This is a genomic window from Micromonospora sp. NPDC093244, assembly GCF_040683695.1.
In the GTDB taxonomy this organism is placed as follows: Bacteria; Actinomycetota; Actinomycetes; order Mycobacteriales; family Micromonosporaceae; genus Micromonospora.
This window is the reverse complement of the sequence record NZ_JBFBEO010000004.1, coordinates 82,214-102,513: the sequence shown is the minus strand read 5'-3', so window position 1 is coordinate 102,513 and position 20,300 is coordinate 82,214. Positions and strand designations below refer to the sequence as shown.

Below are 20,300 nucleotides of genomic sequence, written 5' to 3'. Positions count from 1 at the left end.
AGGACTTTACCTACGATGAGCCAGGCTCGGGTTACCCAGCGCGGTCAGGAGGCCGAGTGTCCACCGTCGTCATCAAGCGTCCGCCCCGCCGGCCGGCACCCGAGATCCCGGCCGGTGAGCTGCCGGTCGAGGCGCCGCCGGAGATCCCCGCGGTGACAGGTGGACGGTGGCAGCAGATGCTCATGCTGCTGCCGATGCTCGGCGGCACGGTGGCGATGGCCATGATGTTCGGCCGGGGCGGGGGCGCCTACTCGTACGTGGTGGGCGGCATGTTCGGGCTGTCCTCGCTGGCGATGCTTGTGACCTCCTGGGGCAGCGCCTCGGGCACCCCGAAGAAGTCCGAGATGATGGCCGCCCGACGCGAGTACCTACGGCACCTGGCGACGCTGCGCCGACGGGTCCGGCAGACCGCCGGGCGGCAGCGGGCCGGGCTCTACTACCGGCACCCGGACCCGGGCCGGCTCTGGTCGACTGTGGACAGCCACCGGGTCTGGGAACGCCGCCCCGCCGACCCGGACTTCGCGGTGGTACGCGTCGGCGTCGGCCCGCAGACCCTGGCCACCCCGCTCGTCCCCCCGGTCACCCGGCCGCTGGAGGAGCTGGAGCCGATGACCGCCGGAGCGCTGCGCCGCTTCCTGGACGCGTACTCCGTGGTGCCGGACCTGCCGGTGGCCCTGTCGCTGCGCAGCTTCGCCCGGGTGCACGTGCGGACCGCCGGCCGTCCGGGCGGCGCTCCGGCGACCGCCGGCCCGCCGACCGGCGACCCGGCGGCGCAGGCGCTGGTCCGGGCGGTGCTGACCCAGCTGGCCGTCTTCCACGCCCCGGACGAGCTGCTCGTCGCGGTCTGCGCCGGCCCGGAACGGCGGGCCGGTTGGGAGTGGGTGAAGTGGCTCCCGCACGCCCACCACCCCGGCCGCACCGACGCGCTCGGCCCGGTACGGCTGGTCACCAGCTCCGCCGTCGAGTTGGAGCGGCTGCTGGGCGACGTGCTGGCCAGCCGGTCCCGGTTCAGTCCGGCCGGTCCGGCCACCGACGGCCCGCACGTGGTGGTGGTCCTCGACGGGGGCGACCTGACCGGCGCCACCGACCTGACCGGCGACGGCGGCATCGACGCGGTGACAGTCGTGGACCTGGACACCCCGCCGCCGCGCCTGCTCGACAGGTACGCGCTGCTGCTGGAGCTGAAGGGCAGGCGGCTGCACTCGTGGTCGATCGACGGGCACGCCGAGGTGGGTACGGCCGACCAGCTCGACCCGGCCGACGCCGAGGCGGTGGCCCGGAGGTTGGCGCCGCTGCGGCTGGCCGGCGCGGTACGCGGCCCGGACTCGCCGCTCCAGGCCGAGCTGGGGCTGCCCGAGCTGCTCGGCCTCGGCGACCCGGAGAGTTTCACCGCCGAGCAGGGGTGGGCGCCCCGGTCGGCGCGGGACCGACTGCGGGTGCCGATCGGGGTGGGCGTGGACGGTGGCGCCATCGAACTGGACCTCAAGGAGTCCGCCCAGGACGGGATGGGTCCGCACGGTCTGCTCATCGGGGCCACCGGTTCGGGAAAGTCCGAACTGCTCCGGACGCTGGTGCTGGGGTTGGCGGCCACGCACAGCTCGGAGCAGCTCAACTTCGTGCTCGTCGACTTCAAGGGCGGCGCCACGTTCGCGTCGTTCGACAGGTTGCCGCACACCGCCGCCGTGATCACCAACCTGGCCGACGCGCTGCCGCTTGTCGACCGGATGGTCGACGCCATCAACGGGGAGCTGGTCCGCCGGCAGGAGCTGCTGCGGCGGGCCGGCAACTTCGCGAGTGTGCGCGACTACGAGCGGGCACGGGCGGCCGGCAGCCCGCTGGCCCCGTTGCCGTCGTTGCTGCTGATCTGCGACGAGTTCTCCGAGCTGCTCTCCGCAAAGCCCGACTTCATCGACCTGTTCGTGCAGATCGGCCGACTGGGCCGCTCGCTCGGTGTGCACCTGCTGCTCGCCAGCCAGCGCCTGGAGGAGGGGCGGCTGCGCGGGCTGGACACCCACCTGTCGTACCGGATCGGGTTGCGCACCTTCTCCGCGTTGGAGTCCCGCACGGTGCTCGGGGTGCCGGACGCGCACGAGCTGCCCCGGTCACCTGGGCACGGTTACCTGCGTGCGGGCACCGATCCGCTGGCCCGTTTCAAGGCCGCGTACGTGTCCGGCGCGGTCCGCCGTCGGGCCGCGCCACCCGGTGCCACGGGTGGCGGTGGCGCCCGGCTGCTCACCTTCACCACCCATGTCGTACCGGTGCCCGAGCCGGCCACACCGGCCCTGCCTGCGGTGGCCGAGGACGAGTCCGGCCAGGAGACGCTGCTCGACCTGCTTGTCGACCGGCTCGTCGGGCAGGGCCCACCCGCCCACCAGGTGTGGCTCCCGCCGCTCGGTGACCCTCCGGCCCTGGACGAACTGCTCGGACCGGTCGAGGTGCACCCGAGGCGCGGGCTCGTGGTGGGCAACCCGGAACTGCACGGTGCCCTGGGGGTGCCGGTGGCCATCGTGGACAGGCCGTTGGAGCAGCGCCGGGACCTGCTCTGGCTGGCGCTGGACGGCGCGGCCGGGCACGTCGCGGTGGTCGGTGCGCCGCAGAGCGGCAAGTCCACGGTGCTGCGTACGCTGATCTGCGCGCTGGCGCTCACCCACACCCCGACCGAGGCACAGGTCTACTGCCTCGACTTCGGCGGCGGTGGGCTGGCCGCCGTCCGCGACCTGCCGCACGTCGGCGGGGTGGCCGGGCGCGCCGACCCGACTGCGGTACGACGCACCGTCGGCGAGATGACGACACTGCTCGCCGATCGGGAACGCCGCTTCGCGGAGCTGGGAGTGGAGTCGATGGCCGCGTACCGGCAGCGGCGGGCGTCGGCGGCGACGGCCGGCCAGGCGGCGGCCGACCCGTTCGGTGACGTGTTCCTGGTGATCGACGGCTGGAGCACCGTCCGGGGCGAGTACGACGACCTGGAACCGCTGGTCACCGACCTCGCCACCCGGGGCCTGTCGTACGGGGTGCACGTGGTCGCCACCGCGCTGCGCTGGCTGGATTTCCGCCCGGCGATCCGGGATCTGTTCGGTTCCCGTCTGGAGCTGCGCCTGGGTGACCCGAGCGACTCGCTCGTGGCCCGGCGCGCAGCCGCGAACGTGCCGGAGCGCCCGGGCCGGGGTGTGACAGCGGAGAGCCTGCACTTTCTCACCGCCCTGCCCCAGCTCGCCGCGGACGGGGACACCGCAGACCTGGTCAAGCGGATCGCCGGCAGTTGGGGTGGCCCTGCGGCGCCCCGGGTGCGGCTGCTCCCGCCGGTGCTGCCGTACGCCGAGCTGGATCTCGCCGCGACGACCGGGCTACGGCTGCCGATCGGCGTCGCGGAGGCGGACCTGCGCCCGGTGGTGCTGGACTTCGCCACCGAGCCGCACTTCGTGGTCTTCGGGGACGCGGAGTCCGGGAAGTCGTCGTTCCTGCGCGCGCTCGCCACCTCGATCATCACCCGGTTCACTCCCGAGCAGGCCCGGGTGATCCTCGTCGACTACCGGCGCAGCCTGCTCGGCGCCATCGAGACGCCGCACCTCATCGGGTACGGCACGGCGGCGGCGCACACGGCCGACCTGGTGGAGTCGGCCGCCGGTTATCTGGAGCGGCGGGCGCCCGGCCCGGAGGTCACCCCGCAGCAGCTGCGCGACCGGTCCTGGTGGTCCGGGCCGGAGCTGTTCGTGCTTGTCGACGACTACGACCTGGTGGCGGCCGGCCCGGCGAACCCGTTGCGGGCGCTTGAGGAACATCTGCCGCACGCCCGGGACGTGGGGCTGCATCTGGTGCTGGCGCGCCGCTCGGGTGGCGCGGGCCGGGCCCAGTACGAGCCGATCGTCCAGCGGCTGCGGGAGCTGTCCACCGCCGGTCTGGTGATGGCCGGCAGCCCCGACGAGGGGGCGCTTGTCGGTCCGGTGCGACCCGGCCCGCTGCCGCCGGGCCGTGGCCGGCTGGTCACCCGCCGGGAGGGCGTACGCCTCGTTCAGCTCGCCCAACTGCCGCCACCGTGACCTGTTCGGCCGGTTCTTCCCGTGACAGGTGGGGAAACCGGTAATCTCCGATCGTCATGGTTCCGTCGGGATGAATGGCTGAGGATGTGACTGGGGTTCGGCACAGCGGTCCGGCAGCGACCCGGCGGGCGCTGCTCGGCGTGGCGGCGGTGCTCGCCGTGGCGGCCCCGACCGTCGCCACCGCACCTGTCACCGTGCCCGCCACCGGCGGTCAGCTCGCCGGCGCTCCTGTGGCGTTGGCTCCCGGCGACAGCGTGAGCCGCACCGACCAGGTCCGCGACGAGCAGTGGCAGCTCGACGAGTTGCGCGCCGAGACGGCGTGGCGTACCTCGACCGGTCGTGGCGTGACGGTGGCGGTCATCGATTCCGGAGTGGACCCCAACCATCCCGATCTGGTCGGGCAGGTGTTGCCCGGCAGGGATCTGGTGGGCGGCGCCGTGCCGGACCCGGTGGGGCACGGCACCACTGTCGCGGGCCTGATCGCCGGCCGCAAGGACGACAAGCGGGGCGTGGTCGGCCTGGCACCTGACGCCCGGATCCTGCCGGTCCGGGTGCTCGACGAACGGAACCGGTACGACGACGCCCTGATCGTCGCGCAGGGAGTCCGCTGGGCTGTCGACCACGGCGCCCGCGTGATCAATCTGTCCTTGGGCGGCAGCGGCGACAGCCCGGCCCTGGCCGCGGCCCTGGACTACGCGTTCGCCCGGGACGTGGTGGTGGTCGCCTGCACCGGCAACCTGGCCACCTCGACCGACCTGAAGGTCTGGTATCCGGCCCGCGAGCCGGGCGTCATAGCGGTCTCCGGGTTGGAGCGCAGCAGTGACAACCTGTGGTCCGGGTCGATCACCGGCCGGGCGACGGCTCTCACCGCGCCCGCCAACGGCCTGGTCGGCGCCCGTCCACCGAGCGGGTACTGGCGGGTGCAGGGCACCAGTTTCGCCGCGCCGCTGGTGGCCGCCACGGCCGCGCTGGTCCGGTCGCACTACCCGCAGATGTCCGCGGGCGAGGTGGTCAACCGGCTGCTGGTCACCGCCCGCGACATCGGGCCGACCGGCCGGGACGACCGCTTCGGGTACGGCGTGGTGGATCCGGTCGCCGCGCTTACCGCGCAGGTGCCGCCGGTGACCGCGAACCCGTTGGACGACCAGACGTCACCGGGTGTGGTCGGTTTCGGTCCGGCCCCGGGCTCCGCCGACGACAGTCCGGTCGCCGGTGCGGGCAGTGACCCGCTCGGTCTCACCGCCCCGCGCAACGAGACCCGGTGGACGGCCCGCGCCGCGGGCGCGCAGGACGACTCGGCGCCCGAGCAGGTGTGGGTCGGCGCGGTGCTCTTCGTCGCCCTGGCGACGGGCGCGGCGATGATGGTGCGCCGGTTCCGGCAACGGGTGCGCTGAGCGGGTGCTCGGGCACTGGTAGGCCTGAGTGGCGGGCGAGTGGGGTAGAACCGTCGCCATGAGCTCGCCCGGCCCAGACGCCCTCGCCACCGACCGTCCGTCCTGGCAGCGTCGCCGTCTCGACCCGGATCGGTCGCTGGGGTTGCGACTGACCCTGGCCGTGACCGCGGCGTTCCTGGTGCTGGTGCCGTTCTCGCTGCTGGCGTTGCTGGTGCTCGGCGCGTGGGCGCCCCTGCACCGGCTGGACACGTCGGTCACCGACGCGCTGCACGGCTACGCGCTCGGCCACCCGGCCTGGGTCATGGTGATGCGGGTCTGGAGTGAGGTGTTCGCGCCTATGCCGCTGCGGGTCGCCGCCCTGCTCGTGGTGATCTGGCTGCTGCGCCGCAAGGCTCGTCGACTGGCCGCTTGGACGGCCACGACCATGGTGGTCGGTGGGTTGATGGGTCCCCTGCTCAAGCTGCTCGTCGGCCGGGACCGGCCGGAACTGCTCGACCCGGTGGCACGGGCCGCCGGCTACTCGTTCCCCTCGGGGCACGCGCTGAACGCCGCCCTGGCCGCCGGGGTGCTGCTGCTGGTCTTCCTGCCGTACGCCGGGCGGGGTGCGTGGCGGGTCGTGTTGTGGGTCGTCGCGGTGCTGCTCACAGTGGTGACCGGCCTGAGCAGGGTGGCGCTGGGTGTGCACTTCACAAGCGACGTGGTCGGCGGTTGGCTGCTCGGCGCGGCGGTGGTTGCGGCGACCGCGGCCGCGTTCACCAGTTGGCGGGCGCACGCCGGTCTGCGGCCGGTCCGACCGGCACGCGACGGCATCGCCCCCGAGGTCGAGCGGCACCCGGACGCGGCCTGAGGCGTGCCGACGGCGTCGATCGGGTACTTGCCGGCTCATGTCCGACACCGTGGTCCAGATTGTCCGGCGGGTGCTGCTGCCGGTCTCCCTCCTGCTCGGCGTCATGGTGCTGCTGGGGGTGCTCGTCACCCGGGTGTTCGCCGACACCTGGCCGTTCACCGCCGAGGACGCGGTGAACAGGGAGTTGGCCGCCGACCGCACCGGCGGCTGGAACGACGTCTCGCTTGTGTTCAGCACGTTGGCCAGCACCCAGATGATCGTCGTGGTCACCGTGCTTGTGGCGCTGGCGCTGCGGCTCTGGTTGAAGCGCTGGCGGGAACCGTTGTTCCTGTGCGCGGCGGTGACCGCCCAGGCGCTGGTGTTCCTGCTGACCACGATGGCGATCGACAGGCAGCGGCCCGCCGTGGAGCACATGGACGTCTCGCCGCCCACGTCGAGCTTCCCGTCGGGGCACACCTCGGCGGCGGTGGCGCTCTACGTGGGCATCGCCGTGTTGATGGCGCTGCGGGCGCGCAGCACCGGCGCGAAGGTCGCCTGGTGGACCCTGCTGCTGGTGGTGCCGATCGGCGTGGCGCTGACCCGCATGTACCGGGGCATGCACCACCCGAGCGACGTGGTGGCGTCCTTCCTCAACGGCAGTACCTGCGTCGTGATCATGGCTCGTGCGGTGCTCGACCGGGGGGTGCGGTGGGGACGGGCGAAGCTGCCGGTCGCCGCGCCGGCGCGGACCTGACCCGGCGCGGAGCTCAGGTGCACTCGCCGGTGCCGACGCCCCTGGTGCGTTCGGCGCCGGCAAGTGCCACCGGGCGGGCCTCGGCGGCGGTCACCGCGAAACCGGTGTTCGGGTCGTCGGCGGCCGCCGCGAAGATGACACCGAGCACCACGCCGTTGGCGGCGACCAGCGGACCGCCGGAGTTCCCGCTGCGCACAAGCGCCCGGATCGTGTAGATCTCCCGGGTGACGTCTCCCGAGGAGTAGATGTCCGGCCCCGTGATCTTGTCGACGTCACGCACCCGCGCCGACTGCGCGTTGTACGGCCCGTCGAGGGGGAAGCCGAGCACAATCGCGTCGGAGCCGCTGCCCGCGTTGCCTACCGCGAAACGCATCGACGGACCGGGCAACCCGGGCACGTGCAGCACGGCCAGGTCGCGGTCCGGGTCGTACACGACCACCTGGCCGTCGTACCGCTCTCCGCCCAGCTCCACGGCCACCGACCGGGTGCCGGCCACCACGTGCGCGTTCGTCATCACCCGGTCGTCCGCGTACACGAAACCGGAGCCCTCGATGCGGCGCGAGCAGCTGGGCGCGGAGCCCAGCACCTTGACCACCGACCGCTGCCCGTTGACCACGACCTGGGAGCCGGCCAACGCGGGGTCGGGTGGCTCCACCTGCCGGGCCCGGGTGGGCGCGAGGTCGCCGAAGACGTCCGGGAAGCCGTTGGTGTCGACGGTGTCCCGCAGAGCGGTGGAGAGCTGCTGGGCCTGGTCCGGCAGCACGCGGTCGACAACGGTGATGAGCGCGCTGTTGCGGACCGAGGCGGCCAGCCAGGGCAGTGAGGACGACCCGAGCGGCACCGCGACGAGCCACGCCACCAGCAGCACCGCGAACAGCGACACGAACGCCCCGCCGACGTCGTCGACCCGCTTGCCGACCTCACTGGTGATCGTCTTACGCAGGTGTGAGCCGAGCCAGCCGGCCAACGCCTGACCGAGCACCGCCAGCCCGAACACCGCCACCAGCGAGATCAACACCCGGGTGCCGCTGTCCACGAACTGTCGGGCCAGCAGCGGCCCGAGCTGAAGGCCCAGCAGGGCCCCCACGAAGAAGCCGGAGAACGACAGGATTCCGATGACGAAACCCTGGCGGTATCCGCTGATCGCGAACACGAGCATGAGCAGCAACAGGACGAGATCCACGGCGGACACGGGTCAAGCGTACGGGCAGGACGCCCGCGAGATGACCATCGCTTGCGGAAGGTGACCGCGTGGTCAGCGCAGGGCCTTCTCGTCGATCTCGTCGGTGCCGGCCGACGGCGCCGGGGTCTCCCCCGCCGGCGGCAGCTCGATCACCCGGTCGCGCGACCACGGACGCGCCCAGCCGCCCATCTCCAGCAGGGCCGCCAGCACCCCGGCTGTGAAACCCCAGACGAGCATGCCGCGCGCCGAGAACGCCGGCCCGATCCAGCCGCTGCGGTGGCGGACCAGCAGCCGGTTGGCCGGGTCGACGAGCTCGCTGACCGGCAGCCTCGCCACGTGTGCCACCTCGGCCGGTTCCCGGGGGTGCACCGGGTGCGGGTCGTGCCACCAGGCCAGGACGGGGGTGACCACGAAGTCGCTCACCGGGATCCACAGTTTCGGCAGCTCGGCCAGCACCGTCACGCTGGACGGGTCGAGGCCGACCTCCTCGTTCGCCTCGCGCAGCGCTGTCGCGCGGACGTCGGCGTCCTCCGGGTCGGCCGCCCCACCGGGGAAGGCCGGCTGGCCGGCGTGGTTGCGCAGGGTGGCGGCGCGTTGCAGCACCAGCACGTCCGGGCCGACGCCTGGCTGCTCACCGAGCAGCACCAGCACGGCGCTCTCCCGGCCACCCTCGGCAGGTGTGGTCAGCCGCGTGAAGTCCTCGGCGCGGGCCGTGCCCAGCCGGGTCAGCAACGGCTCGATCCAGTCGGGCGGTCTGCGGGTCATGCCGACACTGCCAGGCCGAGATGCTGGCGGACCAGCTTGGCGAGCTGGGTGTCGTCGAGCGCGCCGGTGGCGTCGACGTGCCGGATCCGGCCCTGGACGTCGACGAAGAGGGTGAGCGGGATGGCGTTGCGCTCCAGAGCCCGCTGCAACGCCTCACCCTGGTCGACGAGGATCGGGAACCGTACGCCGTAGTCCTCGCCGATGGACTGGGCGCCGCCACGGCTGTCCCGGCTGTTCACCCCGATCACCTGGAGCTGACCTGCCGCGCGTTCGCTGAGCCGCTGGAAGGCGGGCAGCTCCTTGCGGCACGGCGGGCACCACGACGCCCAGATGTTGATCACCGCGGGACCGGCGACTGAGCGCAGCGCGACCGGGGCACCCCCGGTGAAGCAGGCGAGCGTCAACTCGGGCAGCGCCGTACCACCAGGTGTGGCCGACGGGGCTGCGCCGGGCGACGCGGCGGTGGGCGGGGTGCCGAGCGTGGCGCAGTCCCGGAATGGCGACGGCCGCTCTGGCGCCGCGCGCCGGGGTGCGGGGTCGTCGGACGGGCCGGCCGTGCAACCGGCGACGGCCAGCAGCAGCGGCAGGACGAGCAGGGCGAGACGCCTGTTCACGGCACCTCCGCGGCGACCGCCTGGGCGGGCACCAGCTCCGGGTCGACCCCGGCGGCCACCGCCAGGTCACGCGCCCGGGGGCCCTTGAGCAGCTTCACGGCGACTGTCGGCTCGGTCGGGCCGATGCCGTACGAGGGGCAGAGCTTCGCCAGCGTGCACGCGCCGCAGGCGGGCTTACGGGCGTGGCAGACCCGCCGCCCGTGGAAGATGATCCGGTGCGACAGCATGGTCCAGTCGCGCTTGTCGTACAGCGCACCGATCGCGTGCTCGATCTTGACCGGGTCGGTCTCGGTGGTCAGCCGCCACCTGTGAACCAGCCGCTGGAAGTGCGTGTCGACGGTGATGCCCGGGACGTCGAAGGCGTTGCCGAGGATGACGTTCGCGGTCTTGCGGCCGATCCCGGGCAGCGTCACCAGGTCGACGAGCCGGCCGGGAACCCGGCCGTCGTACCTGTCGAGGAGGGCCTGACCGAGCTTGAGCAGCGAGTCGGTCTTGTTGCGGTAGAAACCGGTGGGCCGGATCAGCTCCTCCATCTCGCCCCGGTCGGCGCCGGCGTACGCGGCTGCCGTCGGATAGCGGGCGAAGAGCTTCGGGGTGACCTCGTTGACCTTCTTGTCGGTGCACTGGGCGGAGAGGATGGTGGCGACGGCCAACTCCAGCGCGTTGGAGTGGTCCAGTTCACAGTGCGCGTCGGGATGCGTCTCGGCCAGCACCCGGCCGATCTTGCGGGCACGGCGTTTGCGCCCGAGGTCGGTCTCGCTGGCACCGGGAGGGCTACTGGTCACGACGGTCAGCCTACGTCGCGCCCCGGACGTTCCTGCTCGGGTCAACCCGCCGTCGGCGCGCTGATCCTGCCCTGCCCGTCGAACCGGGCGCCGCCCTTGGGGAAGTCGGTGCGGCTCAGCTCGGTGACCAAGCCCAGACCACGGTCGTCCGGGTCCATCGTCGGCTTGCCCGCCGAGTTCATGTACGTCGAGGTGAACGAGCCGCCGGCCCAACTGCCGTCCGGCTTGAGCGACACCTTGAGCACACCACCCCAGCCGAGCCGGCCGGTGTTGCTCAGCGAGTTGCCGCCGCCGGCGAAGTTGCCCAGGCTGTACGCGATCAGCCGCCCCTGGTAGAACTCCATCCCGCGCAGCACGTGCGGCCCGTGGCCGACGATCAGGTCGGCGCCCGCGTCGATCATGGCGTGGGAGAACTTGACCGGGTCGCCCCGGTTCTCGCCCAGGAACATCTCGGTGCCCGGCTTCACCCGGGTCTTGTCCGCGCCCTCGCCGCCCATGTGCACCTGCACCACCACGAGGTCGGCGAGGGTGGCCGCCTTGGCGACCACCGCCTTGGCGGCGGCGATGTCGACGAGGCTGTTCGACCAGACGTACGACGAGAAGCCGGCCACGGCGACCTTGACGCCCTTGACGTCGACCACTGTGATCTGGTTCGGCGCCCCGGTGTGCTCCAGGTCGTACTTCTCCAGGGCCTTGCGGGTGTTCTCGTACCCCTTCGGCCCGTAGTCGTAGCCGTGGTTGTTGGCCTGGTTGAGCACGTCGAAGCCGGCGTCGCGCAGGTGCGCCGCGTACTCCGGGGGTGCCCGGAACTGGAAGCAGCGGGTGGAGTTGGCCCCGCACTTGCCGGTGCCCGTGTCCACCGTCAGCGGCTCCTCCAGGTTGCCCATCACCAGGTCGGCCTTGAGTGCCTCGGTGACCGAGGTGAAGAAGCCCTTGCCCCCCGCTGCGGGCAGTCGGCTCGGCGCGTTGCCCATGATGATGTCGCCGGTGGCGGAGAGCGAGATCGCACCCCCGGCCGGGGCGTCGCCGCCGCCCTTCGGCCCGGCCGTGGTCACCGGCGCGCCGGTGCCACCACCACCGGCGCCCGGCTGCCAGACCGGCCCCTCACCACCGCCGGGGTCGGCGCAGCCGGCGACGAGCAGGGCGGCAAGCAGCGCGGCGAGGCCGAGGGCGACGCGGCGACGCGGGCGGGACGCGAGGGGGGCGGGAGCATACATCGCCCGCGACCCTACCGGCCGGCAAACGCGCCGACGAGGGCCGATCGGGTGGAACCTCAGCCGGTGAGCTGCTCGGACCAGGGAACGACAGGCCTGTCGCCGCCGGCGAGCACCGCCGCGTGCACCGCGCGGGCCAGCGGGGCGCCCCAGGCGGAGCGCGGTCCGCCGTACGCGGCCTCCGGCCCGTCCACCGGGCAGAGCACGGTGACCGAGTCGGTAGGGGTGCCGGTGCCCGGCAACCCCAGCTCCATGATCGCCTGAGCTTTCGCCTCGGTCGCGGTGGCCACCGCGTTGACAAGCGCCGGGTCGGCGAGCCGGGCCGGCACGTACACCACGATGTTGACCGTGCCGACGGGCTGCGCGAGCGCGGCCGGGGTCGGAGCGGCGGCGAGCACCGGGATGCCGAGGCCGACAGTCGCCCAGACCCGCACGCCGGTGTCGGTGCGACCCACCACCTCGGCCACGTCGACGCCGGTCAGCAGGCCCACCCCGGGCCCGTCGAGGGCCAGGTCCGCGGCGAGCGCGGCCAGGTGGGCGGCCGGGTCGTCCCGGTCGTACGACATCGGTACGGTGGCGTTCAGGACCCAGCGCCGGAGGCCTATTCCACCGCCGAGCGGGCCGCTGCTGACCGCCCGCAGTGGCACGTCGGCGCGCCAGACGAGCAGCGGGACGCGCCGCCCGTCCTCGGTGCGACTGGTCAGAGTTGGCTCGCTCAGCACGTCGGGCAGGTTACGCCTACCGATCAAGATTCCAGGGCCGACCTCTGATTCGTGCTCACGTGCGCCTAGACTTGGCGGCGCGCGAGGGGATCAGCGGACGGCGGACCCGGCCGACGGACGGCACGCGTAACCGGAGGTGCGCGATGGATGAGGTACTGGCCCGCAGCGGGATCTTCCAGGGTGTCGACCCGGAAGCTGCCGAGGCGCTTGCCAAGGAGATGGAGACGATCGAGGTCCGCAAGGGCGAGGTCGTCTTCAATGAGGGCGAGCCCGGCGACAGTCTCTATATCCTGCTGTCCGGGAAGATCAAGGTTGGTCGCCGCGCCGCGGACGGCCGGCAGAACCTGATCGCGGTGATGGGCCCGTCGGACATGGTCGGTGAGCTGTCGCTCTTCGACCCGGGTCCGCGTACGGCCACCGCCACCGCGGTGACGGACACCCGGCTGGTGCGACTGCGCAAGCAGGCGCTGCGGCCGTGGCTGAACAACCGCCCGGAGATCGCCGAGCAGCTGCTCCGCGTGCTCGCCCGGCGGCTGCGCCGGACCAACGACTCGCTCGCCGACCTGATCTTCACGGACGTGCCGGGTCGGGTCGCGAAGAACCTGCTCCAGATGGCGGGCCGCTTCGGCACCCGCGACGGCGGCGTGCTGCGGGTCACCCACGACCTGACCCAGGAGGAGATCGCCCAACTCGTCGGCGCCTCCCGCGAGACGGTGAACAAGGCGCTCGCCGACTTCGCCTCGCGCGGATGGCTGCGGCTGGACGGCAAGAGCATCATCATCCTCGACCCGGAGCGCCTGGCTCGCCGCGCCCGCGTCTGAGACAGCGGTACGGTCCGTCCCCGCCTCCCGTCACCGACGGAGGGCGGGGACGTTTTCGTCTGCCTGGCGCAGAAATGCTGGCTCGGGGCGGCCGAGGCGGTGAGGGTAGGGCCATGGTGAACAGCGTTGCGGTGCTCTCCGACATCCACGGCGTACTGCCCGCTCTGGAGGCCGTACTTGCGGAGCCGGACGTCGCCGCCGCCGACCTGATCGTGCTGACCGGCGACATCGCGGCCGGTCCGCAGCCGGTCGAGGTGCTGGATGTGCTCGCCGACCTGGGTGACCGGGTCCGCTGGGTGGGCGGCAACTGCGAACGTGAGCTGATCGACGCGCGGGCCGGCCGGCTCGCCGATTTCGAGGTGTCCAACTGGGCCGGCGGGCAGCTTCGCGAGGACCAGGTGGCCCGACTGGCCGCGCTGCCCGCGACGGTGACGTTGGAGATCGACGGGCTCGGACCGACGCTGTTCTGCCACGCGACGCCCCGCGACGACGAGGAGGTCGTCCTCGTCGACTCGCGGATGGCGCGATGGGCGGAGGTGTTCGGCGGTCTCCCGGCCGAGGTCGCCACGGTGGTCTGCGGCCACACGCACATGCCCTTCACCCGGCTTGTCGACAGGCGCCTGGTGGTCAACCCGGGCAGCGTGGGCATGCCGTACGGGGGCACGGGCGCGTGGTGGGCCCTGCTCGGGCCGGGTGTGCAGCTGCGCCGTACCCGTTTCGACGTGGACGCGGCGTGCGCGCGGGTGGCGGCGGAGTCGGCCTTCCCCGACGCCGCCGCCTGGGCCGACGAGTACCTGCGCTCGCAGCACAGCGACGCCGACGCGCTCGCCGTCTTCGGCCCCCGCGACGGCCGCTGACCCACCCGCCCAGTGCTGCAGACGGCCCTGACGTTGCTTGCAGTTCGTCGTTGCAGACGGCCTCGGCTGGCCGCTCAGCCGACGCCGCCGAATCAGCTGAGGCCCTGAGGACCTTCTCTGCTGCCTGTCGAGCTGCCCCAGATCTGGGCCAGGCCAAGTATCGCCGCTGCCCCACCCGTGGGGCAGCTCGACAGGGCCCGGGAGTGGCAGATGCGCGCTGTCGTTACCCCACTTGCGGGGCAGCTCGACAGGGGTCTTGGAGGGCACCCGAGGTCGGCTCGATCCGAGCACGATCATCGAGCCGGCCACAAAAAGTCAGTCTTGACTGTTTGTTTCGGAGGCCGCACGCTGTTGCCGTGTCCACCGCATCAACATCTGCCGGCGCGACGCGGGTTCCTCAGCAGGAGCGCAGCCGCGCCACCCAGGCCCGGCTGCTGGAGGCGACAGTCGACTGCCTGGTGGAGCACGGCTGGTCCGGCACCACCACCACAGTGGTCGCCGCCCGGGCCGGTGTCTCGCGGGGCGCCCAGTTGCACCACTACCCGACGAAGGCGGCGCTGGTGACGGCTGCCGTGGCCCACCTCGCCGAGCGACGGGCCGACGAGCTGCGCACCGAGGCCGAGGCGCTGCCGGCCGGCCCGCAACGGTTGGACCGCGTGGTCGACCTGCTCGGGGCGGCGTTCACCGGGCCGCTCTTCGTGGCCGCGCTCGAGCTCTGGGTCGCCGCGCGCACCGATCGGGAGCTCCGGGACGCCCTGGTGCCACTGGAGGCGACAGTCGGCCGGGAGATGCACCGCCTCACCGTCTCCCTGCTCGATGTCGACGAGCGCCGACCCGGCGTCCGCGAGGCGGTGCAGGCGACCCTCGACCTCCTGCGCGGGCTCGGGGTGGCCAACCTGCTCAGCGACGACTCAGCCCGCCGCACCGCCCTGCTGACCACCTGGAAGCGGCAACTCGCCACCCTGCTCACGCCCTGACCGCCGGTCGCACCGGCCCCACCCACCGGAGGCACCATGGTCGACCTCACCGACCTGCTCACGGACCTGGCCGACGAGTCCGCCGGCCTCGACTCCCTGGTGGCCCCGCTGCCCGCGACCGACTGGGCCTGGCCGACCCCGGCGGCGGGTTGGAGCATCGGGCACCAGATCGCCCACCTCGCCTGGACCGACCACGTGGCGCTGCTGGCCGCCACCGACCCGGAGGCGTTCTACGCGACGGTGACCTCCGCGCCGGACGTGACCCGGATGGTGGACGTGGGTGCGGAGGAGTTCCTGGCACCCCCGGCCGAACTGCTCGCCCGCTGGCGCGCCGGCCGGGCGGCACTCGTCGACGCCCTGGCCGCCGTCCCGGCCGGAACGAAGCTGCCCTGGTACGGCACCCGGATGTCGCCCACCTCGATGGCCACGGCCCGGCTCATGGAGACCTGGGCACACGGTGAGGACGTGGCCGACACGCTCGGCGTCGTCCGTCCCGCCACCGACCGGCTCCGGCACGTCGCGCACCTGGGTGTGCGTACCCTCGGGCACGGTTTCGCCGCCCACGGCCGGGAGGCGCCCACGACGCCGGTCCGGGTCGAGCTGATCGCGCCCGACGGCGACACGTGGACCTGGGGGCCGGTGGACGCCGCCGACCGGGTGAGCGGCCCGGCCCGGGACTTCTGCCTGCTGGTCACCCAGCGCCGCCACCGCGCGGACCTCGCCCTGCTGGCCACCGGCCCGGTCGCCGACGAGTGGCTCGACGTGGCGCAGGCCTTCGCCGGGCCGCCTGGCGACGGCCGCGAGCCGAACAGCGCGAACGGGGTACGGGCGTGATCCGCATCGGCAACGCCTCCGGCTTCTACGGCGACCGGTTCACCGCCTGGCGGGAGATGCTCGACGGCGGCGAACTGGACGTCCTGACCGGCGACTACCTGGCCGAGCTGACCATGCTGATCCTCGGTCGGGACCGGCTGCGCGACCCCGACCTCGGCTACGCGAAGACGTTCCTGCGCCAGATGGAGACCTCCCTCGGCACCGCCCTCGACCGGGGGGTACGGATCGTGACGAACGCCGGCGGACTGAACCCCGCCGGCCTGGCCTCGGCCATCGAGACCCTCGCCGCCCGGCTGGGCCTGCCCGCCCGGGTCGGGTACGTCGAGGGTGACGCCATCGGGCGGCCGGACGCGCTGACCGCCAACGCCTACCTCGGCGCGTACGGCATCGCCGCCTGCCTCGACGGTGGAGCGGACGTGGTGGTCACCGGGCGGGTCACCGACGCGTCGCTTGTCGTCGGCCCGGCCATCGCCCGTTACGGGTGGAGCCGCGACGACCTCGACGAGCTGGCCGGGGCGACAGTCGCGGGACATCTCGTCGAATGCGGCGCGCAGGTCACCGGCGGCAACTTCAGCTTCTTCACCGAACTGCCCGACGGCGGGCGCCGCCCCGGCTTCCCCATCGCCGAGGTGTACCCGGACGGCTCCACCGTGCTCACCAAACACCAGGGCACCGGCGGCGCGGTCACCGTCGAGACGGTCACCGCCCAACTGCTCTACGAGATCGGCGGGCCGGCGTACCTGGGGCCGGACGTGACCACCCGGTTGGACACCGTGACGCTGCGAGCCGAGGGGCCGGACCGGGTCCGGGTCTCCGGTGTCCGTGGCACGCCGCCACCGCCCACGCTCAAGGTCGGCGTCAACAACCTCGGAGGGTTCCGCAACTCGATGACCTTCGTCCTCTGCGGACTGGACATCGAGGCGAAGGCGGCGCTGGTCCGGGGGCAGATCGAGGAGGCAGTGGGCAAGGACGGGCTGGAGTTCACGCTCGCCCGCACCGACCACCCGGACGCCGCCGACACCGAGGCCGCGAGCGCACTGCTGCACGTACACCTGCGCGACAGTGACAAGGCGCGGGCCGGGCGGGCGTTCTCGGCCGCGGCTGTGGAACTGGCGTTGGCCTCGTACCCGGGATGCACGCTGACCACCCTGCCGGGCGACGCGACACCGTACGGCGTGTTCACCTCCGACGACATCCCACAGGACGACGTCACCCACGTCGCGGTGCTGCCCGACGGCGCGCGGGTGCCGATCGCCCCGCCGATCGGTACCGCCGCCACCTCCGAGGACGAGACGGTCCCCGGCGACCCGGCGGCGGCGGTGGACGGCCCGACCCGGCGCGGCCCGCTCGGCGAGCTGGTCGGCGCGCGCTCCGGGGACAAGGGCGGAGACGCCAACCTCGGTGTCTGGGCGCGCTCCGACGCCGGGTACGCGTGGCTGCGCGCCTGGTTGACCGTGGAGCGGCTGGCCGAACTGCTGCCGGAGACCGGGCCGCTGACGGTACGGCGCTACGAGCTGCCGAACCTGCGGGCTGTCAACTTCGTGATCGAGGGCCTGCTCGGGGCGGGAGTGGCCGCGTCCACCCGGTTCGACCCGCAGGCCAAGGCGCTCGGTGAGCTGCTGCGCGCCCGGATCGTCGACCTGCCGGCCGACGTGCCGACGGGAGCGAGCCTTTGAGCATCGTGGACACACCCGAGCGCCGGCAACTGCGCGAGCTGACCCGGGCTTTCGTGACCCGGGAGGTGCTGCCGCACCTGGACGACTGGGAGCGGGCCGGCGAGGTGCCCCGCGCCCTGCACGAGACAGCCGCGAAGATCGGCCTGCTCGGCATCGGCTTCCCCGAGTCGGTGGGAGGCAGCGGCGGGGACCTGCTCGACTCGATCATCGTGACCGAGGAGATGATCCGCTCCGGCGGCTCGTCCGGCCTGATCGCGGCCCTGTTCACGCACGGCATCGCGCTGCCGCACATGGTCGCGGCGGCGGGAGTGGGCGTCGGCGGTTCGCTTGGCGGCCGGATCGGCGGCCGGATCGGCGGCACCTCCGCGCCCGTCGACGACCACCTGATCGAGCGGTACGTCAGGCCCACCCTGGCGGGCACGATGATCGGCGCACTTGCCATCACCGAGCCGGACGGCGGTTCCGACGTGGCGGGCATCCGCACCACCGCGCGCCGCGACGGCGACCACTACGTGGTGAACGGGTCGAAGACGTACATCACCAGCGGGCACCGGGCGGACTTCGTGACCACCGCAGTCTGCACCGACTTCCCCGGCAGCGGCTCCCTCACCCTGCTGGTCATCGACAAGGACAGCCCCGGGTTCACCGTGGGCCGCCGGCTGGAGAAGCTGGGCTGGCACTGCTCGGACACCGCCGAGCTGTCCTTCGTCGACGTACGGGTGCCGGTGGCCAACCGGATCGGCGCGGAGGACACCGGCTTCCTGGCGATCATGCAGAACTTCGCCGCGGAACGGCTCTCGCTGGCCACCCAGGCGTACGCCACCGCGCAGCGCTGCGTCGAGCTGGCCACGCGCTGGTGCCGGGACCGGGAGACCTTCGGGCGTCCGCTTGCCAGCCGGCAGGTGATCCGGCACCGGCTGGCCGAGATGCACACCCGGACCGAGGCGGCCCGGGCGTACGTGCACGAGGTGGCCGTGCGGGTGGCGGCCGGCGAGCCGGTCGTGACCGAGGTGGCGATGGCCAAGAACGTCGCGGTGGCCGCCTGCGACCAGGTCGTCGACCAGGCGTTGCAGCTGCACGGCGGGTTCGGCTACCTGCGCGACGCCGAGGTGGAACGGCACTACCGCGACGCCCGGATCCTCGGCATCGGCGGCGGCGCCACGGAGATCATGAACGAGATCATCGCGAAGGGCATGGGCCTATGAGCATCCTGGACAGCGCGATCGACAGGTCCGCGCCCGGGTACGCGGCGAACCGGACCGCGTTGTTGGAACGGCTGGCCGAGCTGGACGCCGCGTTGGACCAGGCCCGGGCGGGCGGCGGCGAGAAGTACGTCACCCGGCACCACAAGCGGGGCAAGCTGCTCCCCCGGGAGCGGATCGAACTGCTTGTCGACGCGGACAGCCCGTTCCTGGAGTTGTCGCCTGTCGCCGCGTACGGCACTGACTTCCCGGTGGGGGCCAGCGTGGTCACCGGCATCGGTGTGGTCGAGGGCGTGGAGTGCCTGATCGTCGCCAACGACCCGACGGTCCGGGGTGGCGCGGTCAACCCGTGGTCGCTCGCCAAGACCCGGCGGGCCGGCGAGATCGCCCTGGCCAACCGGCTGCCGATGGTCAACCTGGTCGAGTCGGCCGGGGCGGACCTGCCCACCCAGGCGGAGATCTTCATCCCGGGCGGACGGGTGTTCCGGGACCTGACCCGGCTCTCGGCGGCGGGCATCCCCACGGTAAGCGTGGTCTTCGGCAACGCCACGGCAGGTGGCGCGTACGTGCCGGGGATGTCCGACCACGTGATCATGATTCGGGACCGGTCGCAGGTCTACCTGGCGGGACCGCCGCTGGTGAAGATGGCCACCGGTGAGGTCACCGACGACGAGTCGCTTGGCGGCGCGGCGATGCACGCCGGCACGTCCGGGCTCGCCGACCACCTGGCTGCCGACGAGCGGGACGGGATCCGGCTGGCCCGGCAGTGCGTACGACGGTTGAACTGGCGCAAGCACGGCCCGGCGCCGCGTACGGCCGTCCCGCAGCCACCCAAGTACGACCCGGAGGAACTGCTCGGCATCGCCAGCGCCGATCTGAAGGTGCCGTTCGACCCGCGTGAGGTGCTGGCCCGGATCCTCGACGGCAGTGACTTCGACGAGTTCAAGCCGGCGTACGGGGACGCGCTCGTCACCGGCTGGGGGGAGCTGCACGGCTACCCGGTCGGTGTGCTGGCCAACGCCCGGGGGGTGCTGTTCAGCGAGGAGGCGCAGAAGGCGGCCCAGTTCATCCAGCTCGCCAACGCCTCCGACACTCCGCTGATCTTCCTGCAGAACACCACCGGCTACATGGTCGGCACCGAGTACGAGCAGCGCGGCATCATCAAGCACGGCGCCCTGATGATCAACGCGGTGTCGAACTCGACTGTGCCGCACCTGACTGTCAACCTGGGCGCCTCGTACGGTGCCGGCAACTACGGCATGTGCGGCCGGGCGTACGAGCCGAGGTTCCTGTTCACCTGGCCGAACGCGAAGTCGGCCGTGATGGGACCGGCGCAGTTGGCCGGGGTTCTGTCCATCGTGGCCCGGCAGGCCGCCGCCGCTCGTGGGCGCGACTACGACGAGGAGTCCGACGCGGCCATGCGGATGATGGTCGAGCAGCAGATCGAGTCGCAGTCCGGCGCGCTGTTCCTCTCCGGCCGGCTCTACGACGACGGCGTGATCGATCCCCGGGACACGCGGACCGTCCTCGGGCTCTGCCTCTCGGCGATCCACAACGGCCCGGTGAAGGGCGCCGACGGTTTCGGCGTTTTCCGGATGTAGGGGGCTGGTCCGGTGAGCACGAGGAACACAGCGAAGCG

The 20,300-nt window shown here is 72.8% G+C and carries 17 protein-coding genes; 11 read left to right on the top strand and 6 right to left on the bottom strand.

Annotated elements, in window-relative coordinates; all coding sequences use genetic code 11:
* Positions 1–56 precede the first annotated feature (56 nt).
* The 4 genes from eccCa (at position 57) to AB0N27_RS21260 (ending at position 7,011) form a co-directional block, all read left to right on the top strand.
* Positions 57–4,037, top strand: a complete 3,981-nt coding sequence (gene eccCa / locus AB0N27_RS21275; protein WP_364372403.1) for a type VII secretion protein EccCa — start codon at positions 57–59, stop codon at positions 4,035–4,037.
* Between the two features lie 74 nt (positions 4,038–4,111).
* A complete protein-coding gene (gene mycP / locus AB0N27_RS21270; RefSeq protein ID WP_364372400.1) occupies positions 4,112–5,431 on the top strand; it encodes a type VII secretion-associated serine protease mycosin in 1,320 nt (439 codons plus the stop codon).
* A gap of 58 nt (positions 5,432–5,489) precedes the next feature.
* A complete protein-coding gene (locus AB0N27_RS21265) occupies positions 5,490–6,278 on the top strand; it encodes a phosphatase PAP2 family protein (protein ID WP_364372397.1) in 789 nt (262 codons plus the stop codon).
* Between the two features lie 37 nt (positions 6,279–6,315).
* A complete protein-coding gene (locus AB0N27_RS21260) occupies positions 6,316–7,011 on the top strand; it encodes a phosphatase PAP2 family protein (RefSeq protein WP_364372394.1) in 696 nt (231 codons plus the stop codon).
* A 13-nt stretch (positions 7,012–7,024) separates the two neighbouring features.
* Here AB0N27_RS21260 and AB0N27_RS21255 read toward each other — a convergent pair whose 3' ends face one another.
* The 6 genes from AB0N27_RS21255 to AB0N27_RS21230 form a co-directional block, all read right to left on the bottom strand.
* Positions 7,025–8,203, bottom strand: a complete 1,179-nt coding sequence (locus AB0N27_RS21255) for a MarP family serine protease (protein ID WP_364372391.1) — start codon at positions 8,201–8,203, stop codon at positions 7,025–7,027.
* Between the two features lie 63 nt (positions 8,204–8,266).
* Positions 8,267–8,959, bottom strand: a complete 693-nt coding sequence (locus tag AB0N27_RS21250; protein WP_364372388.1) for a CoA pyrophosphatase — start codon at positions 8,957–8,959, stop codon at positions 8,267–8,269.
* Positions 8,956–9,573, bottom strand: coding sequence for a TlpA disulfide reductase family protein (locus AB0N27_RS21245; RefSeq protein WP_364372386.1), 618 nt, complete (start codon positions 9,571–9,573; stop codon positions 8,956–8,958). Before AB0N27_RS21245 ends, AB0N27_RS21250 begins: the two co-directional genes overlap by 4 nt.
* On the bottom strand, positions 9,570–10,358 hold the full coding sequence (gene nth / locus AB0N27_RS21240; RefSeq protein ID WP_364372383.1) for an endonuclease III: 789 nt from the start codon (positions 10,356–10,358) through the stop codon (positions 9,570–9,572). Before nth ends, AB0N27_RS21245 begins: the two co-directional genes overlap by 4 nt.
* A gap of 41 nt (positions 10,359–10,399) precedes the next feature.
* A complete protein-coding gene (locus tag AB0N27_RS21235) occupies positions 10,400–11,575 on the bottom strand; it encodes a CapA family protein (protein ID WP_364372380.1) in 1,176 nt (391 codons plus the stop codon).
* Positions 11,576–11,631: 56 nt separating this feature from the next.
* Positions 11,632–12,294 carry an adenosylcobinamide amidohydrolase gene (locus AB0N27_RS21230; RefSeq protein ID WP_364372377.1) on the bottom strand — a complete coding sequence of 221 codons (663 nt, stop codon included), beginning with the start codon at positions 12,292–12,294 and terminating at the stop codon, positions 11,632–11,634.
* 143 nt (positions 12,295–12,437) lie between these two features.
* On the opposite strand from AB0N27_RS21230, the gene AB0N27_RS21225 reads away from it, so the two are divergent.
* The 7 genes from AB0N27_RS21225 to AB0N27_RS21195 all read left to right on the top strand — a co-directional run bounded on the left by AB0N27_RS21225 (position 12,438) and on the right by AB0N27_RS21195 (position 20,262).
* Complete coding sequence (locus AB0N27_RS21225; RefSeq protein WP_007073398.1) at positions 12,438–13,115, top strand: Crp/Fnr family transcriptional regulator; 678 nt, start codon at positions 12,438–12,440, stop codon at positions 13,113–13,115.
* Between the two features lie 113 nt (positions 13,116–13,228).
* Positions 13,229–13,972 carry a metallophosphoesterase family protein gene (locus tag AB0N27_RS21220; protein ID WP_364372373.1) on the top strand — a complete coding sequence of 248 codons (744 nt, stop codon included), beginning with the start codon at positions 13,229–13,231 and terminating at the stop codon, positions 13,970–13,972.
* Positions 13,973–14,328: 356 nt separating this feature from the next.
* A complete protein-coding gene (locus AB0N27_RS21215; protein ID WP_364372370.1) occupies positions 14,329–14,949 on the top strand; it encodes a TetR/AcrR family transcriptional regulator in 621 nt (206 codons plus the stop codon).
* A gap of 36 nt (positions 14,950–14,985) precedes the next feature.
* The gene (locus tag AB0N27_RS21210; RefSeq protein WP_364372367.1) at positions 14,986–15,783 is read left to right on the top strand and encodes a TIGR03084 family metal-binding protein; all 798 of its coding nucleotides are present in this window, start codon (positions 14,986–14,988) and stop codon (positions 15,781–15,783) included.
* A complete protein-coding gene (locus AB0N27_RS21205) occupies positions 15,780–17,459 on the top strand; it encodes an acyclic terpene utilization AtuA family protein (RefSeq protein WP_364372364.1) in 1,680 nt (559 codons plus the stop codon). The genes AB0N27_RS21210 and AB0N27_RS21205 overlap by 4 nt, the downstream gene beginning before the upstream one ends.
* The gene (locus AB0N27_RS21200) at positions 17,456–18,664 is read left to right on the top strand and encodes an acyl-CoA dehydrogenase family protein (protein ID WP_364372362.1); all 1,209 of its coding nucleotides are present in this window, start codon (positions 17,456–17,458) and stop codon (positions 18,662–18,664) included. The genes AB0N27_RS21205 and AB0N27_RS21200 overlap by 4 nt, the downstream gene beginning before the upstream one ends.
* Positions 18,661–20,262, top strand: a complete 1,602-nt coding sequence (locus tag AB0N27_RS21195; RefSeq protein WP_364372359.1) for a carboxyl transferase domain-containing protein — start codon at positions 18,661–18,663, stop codon at positions 20,260–20,262. Before AB0N27_RS21200 ends, AB0N27_RS21195 begins: the two co-directional genes overlap by 4 nt.
* Positions 20,263–20,300 lie beyond the last annotated feature (38 nt).